Source organism: Streptomyces sp. NBC_01267 (genome assembly GCF_036241575.1).
GTDB lineage: Bacteria > Actinomycetota > Actinomycetes > Streptomycetales > Streptomycetaceae > Streptomyces.
Genome location: NZ_CP108455.1, coordinates 1823837 through 1841437, shown reverse-complemented (window position 1 = coordinate 1841437; position 17601 = coordinate 1823837). Strand labels below are relative to the sequence as shown.

Sequence of the window (17601 nt, the reverse complement as noted above, 5' to 3'; positions counted from 1 at the left end):
GTCCGGTGAGACCTGACGAGGTGCCGCCCCCGCATTCTTGTTGCCGTTACCGCTTCGTGTCACTTGCCTGTGGACAAGTGGGCGGGATATGTCGTGGGTTGCCGTGATTTCGTCCTGCGCCGATCGCTCAGACGACCGGGTCGATCTCCCTGAGCAAGCCGGTCGTCACGTCGAAGACGAAGCCCCGGACATCGTCGGTGTGCGGCAGGAACGGTGAGGTCCGGACCCGCTGCATCGACTGACGCACGTCCTGGTCCACGTCGCTGAACGACTCCACGGCCCAGGCCGGACGCTGACCGACCTCCACCTCCAGCTCCTGCCGGAAGTCCTCGGTGAGACTCTCCAGGCCGCACGTGGTGTGGTGGATCAGTATGACGCTGCGGGTGCCCATGCCGCGCTGACTGATGGTCAGTGAGCGGATCACGTCATCGGTGACCACGCCGCCCGCGTTGCGGATCGTGTGGCAGTCACCGAGTTCGAGACCGAGGGCGGCGTGCAGGTCGATACGGGCGTCCATGCAGGCGACGACGGCGACGTGCAGCACCGGACGGGAGTCCATGCCGGGGTCCGTGAACGCACTGGCGTAGCTCCGGTTGGCTCCCACGAGCCGGTCGGTCACGGTGCCGCTGTCCCCCGTGGTGGGGCGCGGACGCGGAGCGGAGGGCTCTGCGGGGAGGTTGGCAGGTGTCGACATACGTATGACGGTAGCTGTCGTGGCTCGATCGGTCCCGCGCCGAGGCAGGAAAAACAGTGTCAACTCGGTCTGTTGTGAGCTAACCCACAGGCTTGACGCCCGTTGGCCTGTCCGGGTGAAAAGTGGACTCCGCGACGCGCTGGGCGGTTGATTGACCGGCGGGACCGGTGGACTAAAGTGGCGCGAAGTGGGAGGCGTGATGCGTCCTCTCTGCTTCACGCACACACCCCGCACACCCGCGCATGCGCGGCGTACGTACGGCCCGGCCCTCTCCCGCTCGCCGGCCGGTCGACGCCCTTCCCGGCGCCGGCGGACCGTCCCCTTCCGAGCGGGCGGGGACCCGGCAGTACGTGCGACCGCGCCGTATCTGAGAGGGCGCATGAGCCAGTCCCGACATGTCCCGGTGATGCTCCAGCGATGCCTGGATCTGTTGGCCCCGGCCCTTGCCCAGCCCGGTGCGGTCGTCGTCGACTGCACCCTCGGCCTCGGCGGTCACAGCGAGGCGCTGCTCTCGACGTTCCCGGCGGCCCGGCTGATCGCTCTCGACCGGGACAAGGAAGCCCTGCGCCTCTCCGGCGAGCGCCTCGCGCCCTTCGGCGACCGGGCCACCCTGGTGCACGCGGTCTACGACGAACTGCCCGAGGTCCTGGACCGGCTGGACGTCCCGCGCGTCCAGGGCGTCCTCTTCGACCTCGGTGTCTCGTCGATGCAGCTGGACGAGGCGGACCGCGGTTTCGCCTACGCCCAGGACGCCCCGCTCGACATGCGCATGGACCAGACGACCGGCATGGGCGCCGCCGAGGTGCTCAACACCTATCCGCCGGGCGAACTGGTACGGATCCTGCGCGCGTACGGCGAGGAGAAGCAGGCCAAGCGGATCGTCTCCGCGGTCGTCCGGGAGCGGGAGAAGGAACCCTTCACCAACAGCGCCCGGCTGGTCGAGCTCATCCGCGACTCGCTGCCGCAGGCCGTCAAGCGCACCGGGGGCAACCCCGCCAAGCGCACCTTCCAGGCCCTGCGGATCGAGGTCAACGGCGAACTCGCCGTACTGGAACGGGCGATCCCGGCCGCGGTGGACGCGCTCGCCGTCGGCGGCCGTATCGCCGTCCTCTCGTACCACTCGCTGGAGGACCGGCTGGTCAAGCAGGTCTTCGCGGCGGGCGCCGCGAACACGGCACCGGCCGGACTTCCGGTCGTCCCCGAGCGCTACCAGCCCCGGCTGAAACTGCTCACCCGCGGCGCGGAACTCCCGACGGAGGAAGAGGTCGCGGAGAACCGGCGTGCGGCACCGGCACGGCTGCGGGGTGCGCAGCGCATCCGCGAGGAGGCGCTGTGAGCAAGCCGGCCACAGCACTGAAGGGGCGGGCCGCTCGGCTGGCCCGGCTGCTGCCGTCCGCACCTCCCAGGGCGGCGCGGACCCCCTTCGTCCTTCTGGTCGTCCTGCTGCTGGGCAGCGGTCTGATCACGCTCCTGGTGCTGAACTCCGCACTGAACGAAGGTTCCTTCAAGCTCAGCAGGGAACAGAAGCAGATCGGTGAGCTGACCGACGAGGAACAGGCGCTGCAACGGGACGTCGACGACCGTTCGGCACCCGGCGCACTGGCCAAGCGGGCCGGGGAGCTCGGCATGGTGCCCGGCGGCGGCCCCGCCTTCCTCGGCCGTGACGGCAAGGTCCTGGGCGTCGCCGCCGAGGCCACCCAGCCACCGGTCCCGCCGAAGCCGAAGCCCTCCGCGACACCGTCGGCGCCGACAGTGCCGGTCCCGGGTTCGGCCACCGCGACGAACACGGCCCCCTCGGGCGGTGTGTCGTCCACCGCGCTCGAAGCCCCCTCACCACCCGCCCCCGCGGGGACGACAGCAGAGCCGACCCAGACCCCCGGCAGGTGACGCAGTGCCGTCCAAGGAACCTCCGCGCCGCCGAGTTCCGCCCCCGGCACGCCAGGCGCGGGCCGCCCGCCCCGTGCGCCCGGCGCAGCGCCGCCCGCGCCCGCCGCGCAAGACCGCCCGGACGCTGCGGCTGGGCAGTCCGCGCCCCCGGCTGCGGCTCGTCGGTCTCGCGCTGACCCTGGTGATGGCGGTCTTCGTCGTACGGCTGCTCCAGGTGCAGGCCGTCGACGCCAGCGCGTACGCGGCCAAGGCCGACAAGAACCGCTACCTGAGCCATACGCTCACCGCCGAACGCGGCGAGATCACCGACCGCAGCGGCGTCGCACTGGCCGCCAGCGTCGACGCGTACGACATCACCGCCGACCCGACGATGTTCACCCCGGAGCAGAGCCACGCGGCCGACGCCCCGGAGCAGGCGGGCGCGCTGCTCGCGCCGATCCTCGGTCAGGACGCCGACGTGCTGGCGAAGAAGCTCAGGACGCCCAGGACCCGGTACGTCCTGCTGGCGAGCCGCCGGACCCCGCAGGTCTGGAACCAGATCAAGGACCTCAAGGGCGTCTTCGCGCAGAAGGCGAGCGCGGACAAGGCCAAGGGCGGCAAGGGCGCCGATGTGATCGCCGGGGTCTTCCAGGAGCCGAGCACCAAGCGGGTCTACCCGAACGGCGACCTCGCCGCCGGGGTGCTGGGCTGGGTCAACTCCGAGGGCAAGGGCGCGGGCGGTCTGGAGTCCTCGCTGGACAAGGAGCTGTCGGGCAAGGACGGCAAGATCACCTACGCGCAGTCGGGCGGCCGTCAGGTGCCCACGGCCGGGGCCAGCGAGGTGCCCGCCGTCGCGGGCTCGGACGTCGAGCTGACGCTGGACCGGGACATCCAGTGGGCCGCGCAGAGCGCGATCGCCGACCAGGTGAAGAAGTCCAAGGCCGACCGCGGCTACGTGGTCGTGCAGGACACCAGGACCGGCCAGGTCCTCGCCATGGCCAACGCCCCCGGCTTCGACCCCAACGACCTCACCCACGCCAACCCCTCCGCGCTGGGCAACGCCGCGCTCCAGGACGCCTTCGAGCCTGGCTCCACCAGCAAGGTCATGTCCATGTCCGCCATCATCCAGGAGGGGGTCGCGACACCGGGCACCCATGTGACGGTGCCCAACACCCTGCACCGCGGCGACCGGGTGTTCCACGACGACATCGACCACCCGACCTGGTCGCTGACGCTCAACGGCGTGCTGGCCAAGTCCAGCAACATCGGCACCATCCTGGCCGCCGGACAGCTCGGGAAGACCCAGCCCGAGGCGAACAAGGTCCTCTACTCGTACCTGCACAAGTTCGGCATCGGCGTGCCGAGCGGTGTCGGCTTCCCCGGTGAGACCGCGGGGATCCTGGCCAAACCCCAGGACTGGTCGACGTCGCAGCAGTACACGATCCCGTTCGGCCAGGGGCTCTCGCTGAACGCCCTGCAGGCGGCGTCCGTGTACTCCACCATCGGCAACGGCGGCGTACGCGTGGAGCCCTCGCTGATCAGCGGTACCAGGGGACCCGACGGACAGTTCACCCCGGCACCGGCCCCGAAGGAGACCCGCGTCGTGAGCGAGAGCACGGCCAGGACGGTCGCCAGGATGCTGGAGTCGGTCGTCGGCGACCAGGAGGGCACCGGGATCTCGGCCCGGATCCCCGGATACCGGGTCGCGGGCAAGACCGGAACGGCCAACCGGGTGGATCCGGAGAAGGGGGGCTACCACGGCTACACCGCCTCGTTCGCGGGCTTCGCTCCCGCCGACCAACCCCGTGTCACCGTCTACTGCGCCATCCAGAACCCGATGAGCGGCAGTTACTTCGGCGGCTCGATCTGCGGGCCCGTATACAAGAAGGTCATGGAGTTCGCGCTCAAGACCCTCCAGGTCCCACCGACCGGCCGGGAGGCCCCCGGGCTGCCGGTCACCTTCGACCCCCACCAGTGATCCAGGAACCATCAGTGACGACCATCACCCCGGATCCCGGGAACCGAAACACCCCCCGACCCTCACTTCGCGGCGAGCCCGGTGCGCCCGGTACGCTCACCGCCGTGCCACTCGCTGATCAGTACCAAAAGACCCAGAAGGACCTTTTTGTGACCTATCCGGGAGCACCCCGTCCGGCAGAGGTCCGACCGACCCCCCTGGGGGAGCTGGCAGGACAACTGGGTATCGCGTCACCGGGCGCCGGTGAGGTCACCGGCATCACCCACGACTCCCGGGCGGTCCGCCCCGGAGACCTGTACGCGGCCCTGCCCGGCGCCCGTCTGCACGGAGCGGACTTCGTCGAGCAGGCAGCCGGTCTGGGCGCGGCAGCGGTGCTGACGGACCCGGCCGGCGCCGAACGGGCGGCGGCCACCGGGCTGCCTGTCCTGGCCGTCGCCGACCCGCGTGCCGTGATGGGTCAGCTCGCCGCCGAGATCTACGGCCACCCCGGCCGTGACCTGCTCCAGATCGGCATCACCGGCACCTCGGGCAAGACCACCACCGCGTACCTCGTCGAGGGCGGCATCCGCGCGGCGGGACACCTCAGCGGTCTCATCGGTACGGTCGAGATGCGGATCGGCGACGAACGCATCAAGTCCGAGCGCACCACCCCCGAAGCCACCGATCTGCAGGCGCTCTTCGCGGTCATGCGCGAGCGCGGCGTCGACACGGTCGCCATGGAGGTCTCCAGCCACGCGCTGGTGCTGGGCAGGGTCGACGGCTGCGTCTTCGACGTGGCGGTCTTCAACAACCTCAGCCCCGAGCACATGGAGTTCCACTCCGGCATGGAGGACTACTTCCAGGCCAAGGCGCAGCTGTTCACCCCGCGGCGCAGCAGGGTCGGCGTGGTGAACTTCGACGACGAGTACGGCCGCCGCCTCGTCGACGAGGCCACGGTCCCCGTCACCACCTTCTCCGCCGAGGGCCACCCGGACGCGGACTGGCGGGCCGAGGACGTCGAAGTCTCGCTGTTCACCAGCACGTTCACCGCGGTCGGCCCGAAGGGCGAGCGCATCGCCGCCAAGTCGCCGCTGGCGGGCCCCTTCAACGTCGCCAACACCCTCGCCGCCATTGTCACCCTCACCGTCGCCGGGGCCGACCCGCAGACCGCGGCGGACGGCATCGCGGCCGTGCCCGGTGTACCGGGCAGGCTGGAGCGGATCGACGCCGGACAGCCCTATCTCGCCGTCGTCGACTACGCCCACAAGACGGACGCCGTCGAATCGGTCCTGCGCGCCCTGCGCAAGGTCACCGAAGGCAGGCTGCACATCGTGCTCGGCTGCGGCGGGGACCGCGACAAGACCAAACGCGGGCCGATGGGCGCCGCCGCCGCACGGCTCGCCGACACCGCCGTACTGACCTCCGACAACCCCCGTGGCGAGGACCCGCTCGCGATCCTCGCCGCGATGATCGCCGGCGCCGCCGAGGTGCCGGTGCACGAGCGGGGTGACGTGCTGATCGACTCCGACCGCGCAGCCGCCATCTCCGCGGCCGTCGCCCGCGCCCGGCCCGGCGACACCGTGCTGGTCGCAGGCAAGGGTCATGAGCAGGGTCAGGACATCGCCGGCGTGGTACGCCCCTTCGACGACCGCCAGGTCCTCCGCGCAGCAATCGAGCGCGCAGCAATCGAGAACAACAGTCAGGGATGACCAAGTGATCGCCCTCTCCCTCACCGAGATCGCCGAAATCGTCGGCGGGCAGCCGCACGACATACCGGATCCGTCCGTCACGGTCGCCGGTCCTGTCGTCATGGACTCCCGCGCGGTAGAGCCCGGCAGTCTCTTCGTCGCCTTCGCCGGCGAACGCGTCGACGGCCACGACTTCGCGCGGCGCGCCGTCGAAGCGGGCGCCGCCGTCGTGCTCGCCACCCGGCCCGTCGGCGTCCCGGCGATCGTGGTGCCCGACGTCACCGCCGCGCTCGGTGCGCTCGCCCGCACCGTCGTCGAGCGCCTGGGCACCGAAGTCGTCGCACTCACCGGCTCCGCGGGCAAGACATCGACGAAGGATCTGATCGCCCAACTCCTGGAGCGCAAGGGCCCGACGGTCTACCCGGCGGGCAACCTCAACAACGAGATCGGCCTGCCGCTGACCGCCCTGCGGGCCGACGAGAACACCCGGTACCTGGTCCTCGAAATGGGTGCGCGCTACATCGGCGACATCCGCTACCTCACCGGCCTCGTACCGCCGAAGACCGGTCTCGTACTGAATGTCGGGACCGCCCACATCGGCGAGTTCGGCGGCCGTGAGCAGATCGCCCAGGCCAAGGGCGAGATGGTCGAGTCGCTTCCCGAACACGGAACGGCCGTGCTCAACGCGGACGATCCGCTGGTCCGGGCCATGTCCTCGCGTACCAAGGCGAGCGTGCTGCTCTTCGGAGAGGCGGAGGAAGCGGACGTACGGGCAGAGAACGTCCGGCTCACGGACACCGGACAGGCCGCATTTACGCTGCACACACCCACCGGGTGCAGCGATGTGACCTTGCGCCTGTACGGTGAGCACCACGTGTCGAACGCGCTCGCCGCGGCCGCCGTCGCGCATGAGTTGGGCATGTCCGTGGACGAGATCGCACCGGCGCTCTCCGAGGCGGGCACGCTGTCCCGCTGGCGCATGGAGGTCACCGAGCGTCCGGACGGTGTGACGGTTGTCAACGACGCCTACAACGCAAACCCCGAGTCCATGCGAGCTGCGCTGCGTGCGCTGGCTGCCATGGGCAGGGCCGCACAGGCCAAGGGGGGACGCACGTGGGCGGTGCTCGGTCTCATGGCCGAGCTCGGTGACGAGTCGCTCGCCGAGCACGACGCGGTCGGACGGCTGGCTGTCCGGCTCAACGTGAGCAAGCTCGTGGCAGTCGGGGGCAGGGAAGCGTCCTGGCTGCAATTGGGCGCCTATAACGAGGGTTCGTGGGGTGAGGAGTCGGTGCACGTGTCCGACGCGCAGGCGGCCGTCGACCTGTTGCGCAGTGAGCTGCGTGAGGGAGATGTCGTGCTGGTGAAGGCGTCCAGGTCGGTGGGGTTGGAGCAGGTCGCGTCAGCCCTGCTCGACGGTGGTACCGAGGGCGAGGTCGCCGCCCGATGAAGCAGATTCTCTTCTCGGGAGTCATCGGACTCTTCCTGACCCTGGTCGGCACTCCGCTGCTGATCAAGCTCCTTGCGCGCAAGGGGTACGGGCAGTTCATCCGGGACGACGGACCGCGCGGCCACCACGGCAAGCGCGGTACCCCGACCATGGGTGGTATCGCCTTCATCCTGGCGACGATCATCGCTTACCTCGCCACCAAGGCGATCACCGGCGCTCCGATGACCTTCTCGGGTGTGCTGGTGCTCTTCCTGATGGCGGGCATGGGCCTGGTCGGCTTCCTCGACGACTACATCAAGATCGTCAAGCAGCGTTCGCTGGGTCTGCGGGCCAAGGCGAAGATGGCCGGCCAGCTGATCGTCGGTATCGCCTTCGCGGTGCTGGCACTCCAGTTCAAGGACTCCAGCGGTTACACCCCGGCCTCCACCAAGCTCTCGTTCGTCACGGACTTCGGCTGGTCGATCGGCCCGGTGCTCTTCGTCGTCTGGGCGCTGTTCATGATCCTGGCGATGTCGAACGGCGTGAACCTCACCGACGGCCTCGACGGTCTCGCGACCGGTGCCTCCGTGATGGTCTTCGGCGCGTACACCTTCATCGGTGTCTGGCAGTTCCAGGAGTCCTGCGCCAACGCGCAGACCCTGACCAACCCCAGCGCCTGCTTCGCGGTCCGGGACCCGCTCGACCTGGCGGTCGTCGCGTCGGCCCTGATGGGTGCCTGCTTCGGCTTCCTGTGGTGGAACACGTCCCCCGCCAAGATCTTCATGGGCGACACCGGTTCGCTCGCCCTCGGCGGCGCGCTCGCCGGTCTGGCCATCTGCTCCCGCACGGAGTTCCTGATGGCGATCCTCGGCGGCCTCTTCGTCCTGATCACCATGTCCGTCGTGATCCAGGTCGGCTCCTTCAAGATGACCGGCAAGCGGGTCTTCAAGATGGCGCCGCTCCAGCACCACTTCGAACTCAAGGGGTGGTCCGAAGTCCTTGTCGTGGTCCGCTTCTGGATCATCCAGGGCATGTGCGTGATCGTCGGTCTCGGACTCTTCTACGCGGGCTGGGCGGCCGAGAAGTGAACTGGCAGGGCAAGCGGGTCACCGTCGCGGGCATGGGCGTCTCCGGGCTTCCGGCGGCGCGTGCCCTGCACGGTCTGGGAGCGGTCGTCACCGTCGTCAACGAGTCCGACGACGAGCGCTCCCGTACCGAGGCCGCTCAACTGACGCCCCTGGGCGTCACGGTGCGCCTCGGTGACGGGGCGACGCTGCCCGAAGGCACCGAACTGGTCGTCACCGCACCGGGCTGGCGGCCCGACAAGCCGCTCTTCCGGGCGGCGGCCGAAGCGGGTGTCCCGGTCTGGGGCGACGTGGAACTGGCCTGGCGGCTGCGCCGGCCGGGCGCCGCCCCCTGGCTCGCGGTCACCGGTACCAACGGGAAGACCACGACCGTACGGATGCTCGCCTCGATCCTGCGGGCGGCCGGACTGCGCACCGAGGCCGTCGGCAACATCGGCGTCTCGCTCCTCGACGCCGTGCTCGGCGACCAGGAGTACGACGTACTCGCCGTCGAACTCTCCAGCTACCAGCTGCACTGGGCGCCCAGCCTGCGCGTGCACTCGGCCGCCGTGCTCAACCTGGCCCCCGACCACCTCGACTGGCACGGCTCCATGGAGGCGTACGCCGCAGACAAGGGCCGGGTCTACGAGGGCAACAGCGTCGCCTGCGTCTACAACGTGGCCGACCCGGCCACCGAGGAACTGGTCCGCGCCGCGGACGTCGAGGAGGGCTGCCGTGCCATCGGCTTCACCCTCGGCGCCCCCGGTCCCTCCCAGCTCGGTGTGGTCGACGGCATCCTGGTGGACCGCGCGTTCGTGGCGAACCGGCAGAAGCAGGCCCAGGAGCTCGCCGAGGTCACCGACATCGGCCGGCCCGCCGAGGACGTTCCGGGCCCTCGCACGGTCGCCCCGCACAACATCGCCAACGCCCTCGCGGCAGCCGCCCTGGCCCGCGCGTACGGCGTCCCGCCCACCGCCGTACGGGACGGGCTCCGGGACTTCCGTGCCGACCCGCACCGTATCGAGCAGGTCGCCCGGATCGCCGATGTCACCTATGTCGACGACTCCAAGGCCACCAACACCCATGCCACCGAGGCTTCCCTGGCCGCCTACGACCCGATCGTCTGGATCGCGGGCGGCCTCGCCAAGGGGGCGAGCTTCGACGATCTCGTCATCGGGTCGGCGAAGCGGCTCCGCGGGGTCGTACTCATCGGCGCCGAGCGCGCCCTGATCGCCGAAGCCCTCGCGCGACACGCCCCGGAAGTCCCGGTGGTCGACCTCGACCGGACCGACACTGGGGCGATGTCGGCTGCGGTCCGGGAAGCGGCGCGCCTCGCCCGGCCGGGAGACACGGTTCTGCTGGCTCCGGCCTGTGCCTCCATGGACATGTTCGCCAACTACAACAAGCGCGGCGAGGCATTCGCCGACGCGGTGCGCGAGTTGGCCGCCGAGAGCTGCTAGGAAGGCGTCTCCTGGTCGGCCGTACGGCCCCGCGCCGGGACCCGGCGGAGCCGGGCACGAGTGGAGGGGACAGACATGCCGGTCAAGGACAGAGGCGGGCGTGGTGGCACCGGGACGGCCCGCCGTTCCGCGGCCACGGGGCGGGGCCCCGGGCCGCGCGGCTCGCAGAGCAGCGGGATCGGCCAGCTGCGACGGGCGTACGAACAGGCGAGAAGCGCCTGGGACCGGCCTCTGACGGCTTACTACCTCATCGTGGGCTCCGCCTTCCTGATCATCGTACTGGGCCTTGTCATGGTCTACTCAGCCTCGATGATCAAGGCTCTGGAACTCTCCGAGCCCGGCACGTACTTCTTCCGCAAGCAGTTGTTCGCCGCGGCCCTGGGCGGCGGCCTGATGTTCGTCGCGACCCGGATGCCCGTGAAGCTGCACCGCGCCTTCGCGTACCCGCTCCTCGCGGGAACCATCTTCCTGATGGTGCTCGTGCAGGTGCCGGGGATCGGCCGGTCGGTCAACGGAAACCAGAACTGGATCTCGCTGGGCGGCCCGTTCATGCTCCAGCCGAGCGAGTTCGGCAAACTCGCCCTGATCCTCTGGGGCGCCGATCTGCTCGCCCGTAAACAGGACAAGAAGCTGCTGACCCAGTGGAAACACATGCTCGTGCCGCTCGTTCCCGGCACCTTCGTGCTGCTCGGACTGATCATGCTCGGCGGCGACATGGGAACTGCGATCATTCTCACCGCGATCCTCTTCGGCCTGCTCTGGCTCGCGGGGGCGCCCACCCGGATGTTCGCGACCGTGCTCGGCGTCGCGGCCTTCCTGGCCTTCGTGCTGATCAAGACCAGTCCCAACCGGATGGGCCGGCTCGCCTGCATCGGCGCGACCGACCCGGGCCCGAACGACCAGTGCTGGCAGGCGGTGCACGGAATCTACGCGCTGGCCTCGGGCGGCTGGTTCGGATCCGGACTGGGGGCGAGTGTGGAGAAATGGGGTCAACTCCCCGAACCCCACACCGACTTCATCTTCGCCGTGACGGGTGAGGAGCTGGGTCTCGCGGGGACTCTGTCGGTACTCGCCCTCTTCGCGGCTCTAGGCTATGCGGGTATCCGCGTGGCCGGACGCACGGAGGACCCCTTCGTGAGGTACGCAGCGGGAGGTGTGATCACCTGGATTCTGGTCCAGACAGTGATCAACGTCGGTGCGGTGCTCGGTCTGCTGCCGATCGCCGGTGTCCCGCTCCCGCTGTTCTCCTACGGGGGCTCAGCCCTGCTGCCGACCATGTTCGCCGTCGGGCTGCTGATCGCCTTCGCGCGGTCGGACCCCGCAGCGAGAACGGCTCTGGCCTTGCGGAGGCCCGGGGTGAGATGGAAGTCGATGAGACGGCGCGTCAAGAAGCGTCCGTCCGGAGAGCGGTGAATTTCGGTGCATGTCGTACTCGCCGGCGGGGGGACCGCCGGCCACATCGAGCCGGCGCTCGCCCTTGCGGATGCCCTGCGCAGGCAGGACCCGACCGTAGGCATCACGGCCCTCGGCACGGAGCGCGGACTCGAAACCCGTCTCGTGCCCGAACGGGGCTACGAGTTGGGGCTCATCCCCGCCGTACCGCTGCCCCGCAGGCCCACGCCTGAGCTGATCACCGTCCCCGGACGGCTGCGCGGCACCATCAAGGCGGCCGAGCAGATCCTTGAGCGGACAAGGGCCGACTGCGTCGTCGGGTTCGGCGGCTACGTGGCCCTCCCCGGCTATCTCGCGGCCAAGCGGCTCGGGGTGCCGATCGTCGTGCACGAGGCCAACGCCCGGCCCGGACTGGCCAACAAGATCGGCTCCCGGTACGCCGCCGCGGTGGCCGTCTCCACGCCGGACAGCAAGCTCCGGGGCGCCCGCTACATCGGCATCCCGCTGCGCCGCACCATCGCCACCCTCGACCGCGCCCGGGTCCGCCCGGAGGCGCGCGCCGCCTTCGGGCTCGACCCCAACCTGCCGACGCTGCTGGTCTCCGGCGGCTCGCAGGGCGCCCGCCGCCTCAACGAGGTGGTCCAGCAGGTCGCTCCGGTGCTCCAGCGCTCCGGGATCCAGATCCTGCACGTGGTCGGCCCGAAGAACGAACTGCCGCGTGTCGACAACATGCCCGGAATGCCGCCCTACCTCCCGGTACCGTACGTGGACCGGATGGACCTCGCGTACGCCGCGGCCGACATGATGCTCTGCCGCGCGGGCGCGATGACCGTGGCCGAGCTCTCCGCCGTCGGGCTGCCCGCCGCGTACGTCCCGTTGCCGATCGGCAACGGCGAACAGCGGCTCAATGCCCAGCCGGTGGTGAACGCGGGCGGCGGCCTGCTGGTGGACGACGCACAGCTGACCCCCGAGTGGGTCCAGGGCAACGTCCTTCCGGTACTCGCCGACCCGCACCGGCTGTTCGAGATGTCCCGCGCTGCCGCCGAATTCGGCCGCCGGGACGCCGACGACCTGCTCGTCGGCTTGGTGTACGAGGCGATTGCCGCACGCCGCCAGGCGTGACCCCCTAAGGAGCGAGCGTGGCCGGACCGACGACCGCACAGCGCGGTGGACGCAAACCAGCGGCGGAGTCCGGCCGCACCCGCCCCCCGGGAGCCGGCGGCCCAGGCCGTCTGCGGCTGCGCGGCAGACGACTGCTGATCCTGGTACTCGCTGTCGCTGTCGTGCTGGTGTCCGGCGGAATCTGGGCGCTCTACGGCTCGACCTGGCTGCGCGCCGAGCGGGTTCGTACCAGCGGGGTGCGCGTTCTGACCCGGGACCAGGTGGAGTCGGCGGCAGCCGTTCCGATCGGTGCACCGCTGATTTCCGTCGATACGACCGCCGTGGAGAACAGACTCCGGAATAAATTGCCGCGAATCGACTCGGTGACCGTCACCCGTTCATGGCCGCACACCATCAGCCTGAAAGTGACCGAGCGAAAGCCGGTACTGCTCATGAAGTCGAGCGGTAAGTACACCGAAGTGGACGCGAAGGGCGTCCGTTTCGACACGGTGGACAGCGCACCCAAGGGAGTGCCGCTCCTCGAATTGACGGCCGATCAGTCACCGAGCCATCTGCGTTTCGGTACGGACCGGCTACGGGTCGAGGCGGTCCGGGTGGCCGGAGAACTTCCGTCCGCTGTAGCCGCGGAAACCCTTTTCGTCCGGGTCCGTTCGTACGACTCCGTCTCGCTGGAGCTGACCGGGCACCGCGTGGTGACATGGGGGAGCAGCGAGTTCGGCCCCGCGAAGGCGCACACGCTCATTGCGCTGATGAAAGCGGATCCGAAGGCCTCGCACTTCGATGTGAGTGCCCCCACCGCCCCTGCTGCGTCAGGGAGTTGACGTACATCCTTGCTGGCCAGCACCCTGGTTGGTCAGCGCAACGGCTGATCACATAGGGTGAAAAGAAAAACGGGAGGTTCGGCGTGTTCGTTGAACGTGCGCCACTTGTCGACTTAGTGTCCTGTTCGGAGAGTCCAAGGAGCAGACACACTGGTAACCCTGAACTTCACAGTTAGGGTTCGGGTCGGCGTTCGGACCGTCCCATCGGCATCCGTCGTCGCGACGCGACAAGCGCGCAGCGGCGACACGTAACTCGAGGCGAGAGGCCTTCGACGTGGCAGCACCGCAGAACTACCTCGCAGTCATCAAGGTCATCGGTGTCGGCGGCGGTGGTGTCAATGCCATCAACCGAATGATCGAGGTCGGCCTCAAGGGCGTCGAGTTCATCGCGATCAACACCGACGCACAGGCCCTGTTGATGAGCGACGCCGACGTCAAGCTCGACGTCGGTCGTGAACTGACCCGCGGCCTCGGCGCCGGGGCCAACCCGGCAGTCGGTCGCAAGGCGGCAGAGGACCACCGTGAGGAGATCGAGGAGGTCCTGAAGGGGGCCGACATGGTCTTCGTCACCGCAGGAGAAGGCGGCGGCACCGGCACCGGTGGCGCACCCGTCGTCGCCAACATCGCCCGTTCGCTGGGCGCACTCACCATCGGCGTGGTCACCCGCCCCTTCACCTTTGAGGGCCGGCGCCGCGCCAACCAGGCGGAGGACGGCATCGCCGAACTCCGCGAAGAGGTCGACACCCTCATCGTCATTCCCAACGACCGGCTGCTGTCCATCTCGGACCGCCAGGTCAGCGTGCTGGACGCGTTCAAGTCCGCGGACCAGGTACTGCTGTCCGGTGTCCAGGGCATCACCGACCTGATCACCACCCCGGGCCTGATCAACCTCGACTTCGCGGACGTCAAGTCCGTGATGTCCGAGGCCGGATCGGCGCTCATGGGGATCGGCTCGGCCCGCGGCGACGACCGCGCGGTGGCCGCCGCGGAGATGGCGATCTCCTCGCCGCTCCTCGAGGCGTCCATCGACGGCGCACGCGGGGTGCTGCTCTCCATCTCCGGCGGTTCGGACCTCGGTCTCTTCGAGATCAACGAGGCCGCGCAGCTGGTGAGCGAGGCCGCCCACCCCGAGGCCAACATCATCTTCGGTGCCGTCATCGACGACGCCCTCGGTGACGAGGTACGGGTGACGGTCATCGCGGCGGGCTTCGACGGCGGACAGCCGCCCACCCGCCGGGAGAACGTGATCGGTTCGAGCTCCGCCAAGCGCGAGGACCCGACTCCGGTCCGGGTCAACGAGCCCCCGCGTTCGCTCGGCGGTCTCGGCGCGGTCACCCAGCGGGAGGAGACCCCGGCACCCGCCGAGGCGGAGCGTACGCACGAGGCTCCGGCCGCGCCGTCCGCCCCGCTGCAGGTCCCGCCGGCCCGTCCGTACCAGGACTCGCAGGCCGAAGAGCTGGATGTCCCGGACTTCTTGAAGTGATGCGGCGTCCCATAACCGCGTACGACACCGCGATGTCCACGAACGGCGCGCACTTCGCTTTCACCGACAGGTGGGGCGGAGTGAGCGCCGTTCCGTACGAGGAGCTCAATCTCGGCGGAGCGGTCGGCGACGACCCGGCCTCCGTCCTCAGGAACCGCGAACTGGCCGCCCGTTCGCTCGGCCTCGACCCCGCACGGGTCGTCTGGATGAACCAGGTGCACGGGCGCGAGGTGGCGGTGGTCGACGGGCCGTGGAGTTCGACCGTCAGCAGCAATCAGGACATTCCGGCCGTCGACGCCGTGGTGACGGCCCGGCGGGGACTGCCCCTCGCGGTTCTCACCGCGGACTGTGTACCCGTACTCCTCGCCGATCCCGTCGCGGGCGTCGTGGCCGCGGCCCACGCGGGCCGTCCCGGCCTGGTCGCCGGGGTCGTTCCGGCCGCCGTCGAGGCGATGGTCGCGCTCGGTGCCGATGTGGCCCGGATCGCGGCCCGTACCGGACCGGCGGTCTGCGGCCGTTGCTACGAAGTCCCCGCGGAGATGCGGGCCGACGTCGCCCGGTCCGTTCCGGAAGCCTGGTCGGAGACGAGCTGGTCCACCCCGTCGGTGGATGTCACCGCCGGAGTGCTTGCCCAACTGGAGGCGCTCGGCGTCGTGGACCGGCAGCAGTCGCCGGTCTGCACCCTGGAGTCTCCCGACCACTTCTCCTACCGCCGCGACCGCACCACTGGGCGGCTCGCCGGATATGTCTGGCTGGACTGATAGGACATGACGGACCGTAAGTGTCAACTCGCCGCAAATCTGGCGCGGGTGGAGGATCGTATTTCCTCCGCCTGTGCGTCCGCCGGGCGCGACCGCGAGGAAGTGACCCTGATCGTGGTCACCAAGACCTACCCCGCGAGCGATGTGCGACTTCTCTCGGAACTGGGCGTACGTCAAGTTGCCGAGAATCGCGATCAGGACGCCGCACCCAAGGCTGCAGAGTGTGCAGATCTTGTATTGAAGTGGCACTTTGTTGGTCAACTTCAGACCAACAAGGTTCGTTCTGTGGCGAGTTATGCCGATATGGTGCAATCGGTCGACCGCACCAAGCTGGTCACCGCGCTGTCCACGGCCGCGGTCCGGGCCGGGCGTGAGCTGGGTTGTCTGATCCAGGTCGCACTGGACGCGGAGTCCGGCGAGCGGGGTGCGCGCGGTGGTCTCGCGCCGGACGGCGTCGAGGAGTTGGCCGATCAGGTGGCCGGTGCGGCAGGGTTGCGGCTCGACGGTCTGATGACCGTCGCACCGCTGGCCGGTCCGTACGCGGGTCGGCAACAGGCGTCATTCGAGCGGCTGATGGAAATCTCATCCCGCCTGCGCGCGGCTCATCCTGCTGCCACCATGGTGTCGGCAGGGATGAGCGCGGATCTCGAAGAGGCGGTTGCGGCGGGTGCGACACATGTCCGCGTCGGCACTGCGGTACTCGGTGTCCGTCCCCGGCTCGGGTAACGTCGCGAAGCAAGTCGGACCACAGCAGAAAATATGGTCATTCCCGCCGATCGGCGGGCAGACCCAGTGGATCGCGGGCACTTGGTGACGCTGCGAAATTGGCACAAGGGCGATCCACCACAGAGCGGAGGACTCAGAGCATGGCCGGCGCGATGCGCAAGATGGCGGTCTACCTCGGCCTCGTGGAGGACGATGGGTACGACGGCCCGGGGTTCGACCCCGATGACGAGTTCGAGCCCGAGCCCGAGCCCGAAAGGGACCGACGGCGGCACCAGCCCCCTCATCAGTCGCACCAGTCCCAACAGGACGAACCGGTGCGAATGGTGCAACCCCCCGCCCAGCGCGAGCCAGTTGCGCTTCCGGCGGAAAGCGGACGACCCGCCCGAATCGCCCCCGTGGCGTCCATCACACCTGAACGTCCGAGTATGGAGAAGAACGCCCCGGTGATCATGCCCAAGGTTGTGTCCGAGCGGGAGCCCTACCGCATCACCACGTTGCACCCCCGGACCTACAACGAGGCCCGTACCATCGGGGAACACTTCCGCGAAGGCACTCCGGTGATCATGAATCTGACGGAGATGGACGACACGGATGCGAAGCGACTTGTCGACTTTGCCGCAGGGCTCGTCTTCGGTCTGCATGGCAGCATTGAGCGGGTGACGCAGAAGGTGTTCCTGTTGTCGCCTGCTAACGTCGATGTCACGGCGGAGGACAAGGCCCGTATCGCAGAGGGCGGTTTCTTCAACCAGAGCTGAGACGAGACACCGGGACAACCCCGGCCGGAAGGCCGGAAGAACGAGAGCATCAGGGGAGAGGGAAGCGCTAGATGGGCATCGCATTGGATGTGGTCTACATCGCGCTGATGTGTTTCCTCATCGTGTTGATCTTCCGGCTTGTCATGGACTACGTCTTCCAGTTCGCCCGTTCATGGCAACCTGGCAAGGCGATGGTGGTCGTTCTGGAGGCCACTTACACTGTCACCGATCCACCGCTCAAGCTTCTGCGGCGGTTCATTCCGCCGCTGCGTCTCGGGGGCGTGGCACTCGACCTGTCCTTCTTCGTTCTGATGATCATCGTCTACATCCTGATCAGCATTGTGAGCCGGGTGTGAACGATTCGGTCCTGCCGACTGCCGACGACT

Annotated in this window: 16 protein-coding genes; 15 read left to right on the top strand and 1 reads right to left on the bottom strand. The window is 69.1% G+C overall.

The window, feature by feature from the left end:
* Window positions 1–127: 127 nt before the first annotated feature.
* On the bottom strand, window positions 128–694 hold the full coding sequence (locus OG709_RS08480; protein ID WP_329165460.1) for a beta-class carbonic anhydrase: 567 nt from the start codon (window positions 692–694) through the stop codon (window positions 128–130).
* A 379-nt stretch (window positions 695–1073) separates the two neighbouring features.
* On the opposite strand from OG709_RS08480, the gene rsmH reads away from it, so the two are divergent.
* The 15 genes from rsmH to OG709_RS08405 all read left to right on the top strand — a co-directional run bounded on the left by rsmH (window position 1074) and on the right by OG709_RS08405 (window position 17571).
* Window positions 1074–2030: a 16S rRNA (cytosine(1402)-N(4))-methyltransferase RsmH gene (rsmH, locus tag OG709_RS08475; protein WP_250303697.1), complete on the top strand. Its 957-nt coding sequence runs from the start codon at window positions 1074–1076 to the stop codon at window positions 2028–2030.
* Window positions 2027–2581 carry a hypothetical protein gene (locus OG709_RS08470; RefSeq protein WP_250303698.1) on the top strand — a complete coding sequence of 185 codons (555 nt, stop codon included), beginning with the start codon at window positions 2027–2029 and terminating at the stop codon, window positions 2579–2581. The genes rsmH and OG709_RS08470 overlap by 4 nt, the downstream gene beginning before the upstream one ends.
* Before the next feature lie 4 nt (window positions 2582–2585).
* Window positions 2586–4538: a peptidoglycan D,D-transpeptidase FtsI family protein gene (locus OG709_RS08465; RefSeq protein ID WP_329165458.1), complete on the top strand. Its 1953-nt coding sequence runs from the start codon at window positions 2586–2588 to the stop codon at window positions 4536–4538.
* A 14-nt stretch (window positions 4539–4552) separates the two neighbouring features.
* A complete protein-coding gene (locus OG709_RS08460; RefSeq protein ID WP_250303700.1) occupies window positions 4553–6226 on the top strand; it encodes a UDP-N-acetylmuramoyl-L-alanyl-D-glutamate--2,6-diaminopimelate ligase in 1674 nt (557 codons plus the stop codon).
* Window positions 6227–6230: 4 nt separating this feature from the next.
* Entirely contained in the window at window positions 6231–7652 is a 1422-nt protein-coding gene (locus tag OG709_RS08455) for a UDP-N-acetylmuramoyl-tripeptide--D-alanyl-D-alanine ligase (RefSeq protein WP_250303701.1), read from the top strand.
* Window positions 7649–8719, top strand: a complete 1071-nt coding sequence (gene mraY / locus OG709_RS08450) for a phospho-N-acetylmuramoyl-pentapeptide-transferase (protein ID WP_250303702.1) — start codon at window positions 7649–7651, stop codon at window positions 8717–8719. Before OG709_RS08455 ends, mraY begins: the two co-directional genes overlap by 4 nt.
* Before the next feature lie 32 nt (window positions 8720–8751).
* Complete coding sequence (murD, locus tag OG709_RS08445; protein ID WP_443068570.1) at window positions 8752–10155, top strand: UDP-N-acetylmuramoyl-L-alanine--D-glutamate ligase; 1404 nt, start codon at window positions 8752–8754, stop codon at window positions 10153–10155.
* A gap of 75 nt (window positions 10156–10230) precedes the next feature.
* On the top strand, window positions 10231–11568 hold the full coding sequence (gene ftsW, locus OG709_RS08440; protein WP_250303703.1) for a putative lipid II flippase FtsW: 1338 nt from the start codon (window positions 10231–10233) through the stop codon (window positions 11566–11568).
* Between the two features lie 6 nt (window positions 11569–11574).
* Window positions 11575–12669 (top strand): undecaprenyldiphospho-muramoylpentapeptide beta-N-acetylglucosaminyltransferase, encoded by a 1095-nt coding sequence (murG, locus tag OG709_RS08435; RefSeq protein ID WP_250303704.1) that lies wholly within the window; start codon window positions 11575–11577, stop codon window positions 12667–12669.
* A 17-nt stretch (window positions 12670–12686) separates the two neighbouring features.
* Window positions 12687–13490, top strand: a complete 804-nt coding sequence (locus OG709_RS08430) for a cell division protein FtsQ/DivIB (RefSeq protein WP_329165452.1) — start codon at window positions 12687–12689, stop codon at window positions 13488–13490.
* 274 nt (window positions 13491–13764) lie between these two features.
* Window positions 13765–14973: a cell division protein FtsZ gene (gene ftsZ / locus OG709_RS08425; protein ID WP_250303706.1), complete on the top strand. Its 1209-nt coding sequence runs from the start codon at window positions 13765–13767 to the stop codon at window positions 14971–14973.
* Entirely contained in the window at window positions 14973–15734 is a 762-nt protein-coding gene (gene pgeF, locus OG709_RS08420) for a peptidoglycan editing factor PgeF (protein ID WP_250303707.1), read from the top strand. Before ftsZ ends, pgeF begins: the two co-directional genes overlap by 1 nt.
* A gap of 6 nt (window positions 15735–15740) precedes the next feature.
* Window positions 15741–16460, top strand: a complete 720-nt coding sequence (locus OG709_RS08415; RefSeq protein WP_329165449.1) for a YggS family pyridoxal phosphate-dependent enzyme — start codon at window positions 15741–15743, stop codon at window positions 16458–16460.
* Between the two features lie 140 nt (window positions 16461–16600).
* A complete protein-coding gene (locus OG709_RS08410; protein WP_164264969.1) occupies window positions 16601–17215 on the top strand; it encodes a cell division protein SepF in 615 nt (204 codons plus the stop codon).
* 71 nt (window positions 17216–17286) lie between these two features.
* Window positions 17287–17571: a YggT family protein gene (locus OG709_RS08405; protein ID WP_250303709.1), complete on the top strand. Its 285-nt coding sequence runs from the start codon at window positions 17287–17289 to the stop codon at window positions 17569–17571.
* Window positions 17572–17601: the final 30 nt, after the last annotated feature.

Bases quoted from the DNA above. Each gene is read 5' to 3' on its own strand.
- ftsW (WP_250303703.1), top strand. From the start codon at position 10,231: ATGCCGGTCAAGGACAGAGGCGGGCGTGGTGGCACCGGGACGGCCCGC.
- OG709_RS08405 (WP_250303709.1), top strand. From the start codon at position 17,287: ATGGGCATCGCATTGGATGTGGTCTACATCGCGCTGATGTGTTTCCTC.
- murD (WP_443068570.1), top strand. From the start codon at position 8,752: ATGGGCGTCTCCGGGCTTCCGGCGGCGCGTGCCCTGCACGGTCTGGGA.
- OG709_RS08480 (WP_329165460.1), bottom strand. From the start codon at position 694: ATGTCGACACCTGCCAACCTCCCCGCAGAGCCCTCCGCTCCGCGTCCG.
- mraY (WP_250303702.1), top strand. From the start codon at position 7,649: ATGAAGCAGATTCTCTTCTCGGGAGTCATCGGACTCTTCCTGACCCTG.
- OG709_RS08415 (WP_329165449.1), top strand. From the start codon at position 15,741: ATGACGGACCGTAAGTGTCAACTCGCCGCAAATCTGGCGCGGGTGGAG.
- pgeF (WP_250303707.1), top strand. From the start codon at position 14,973: ATGCGGCGTCCCATAACCGCGTACGACACCGCGATGTCCACGAACGGC.
- rsmH (WP_250303697.1), top strand. From the start codon at position 1,074: ATGAGCCAGTCCCGACATGTCCCGGTGATGCTCCAGCGATGCCTGGAT.
- OG709_RS08410 (WP_164264969.1), top strand. From the start codon at position 16,601: ATGGCCGGCGCGATGCGCAAGATGGCGGTCTACCTCGGCCTCGTGGAG.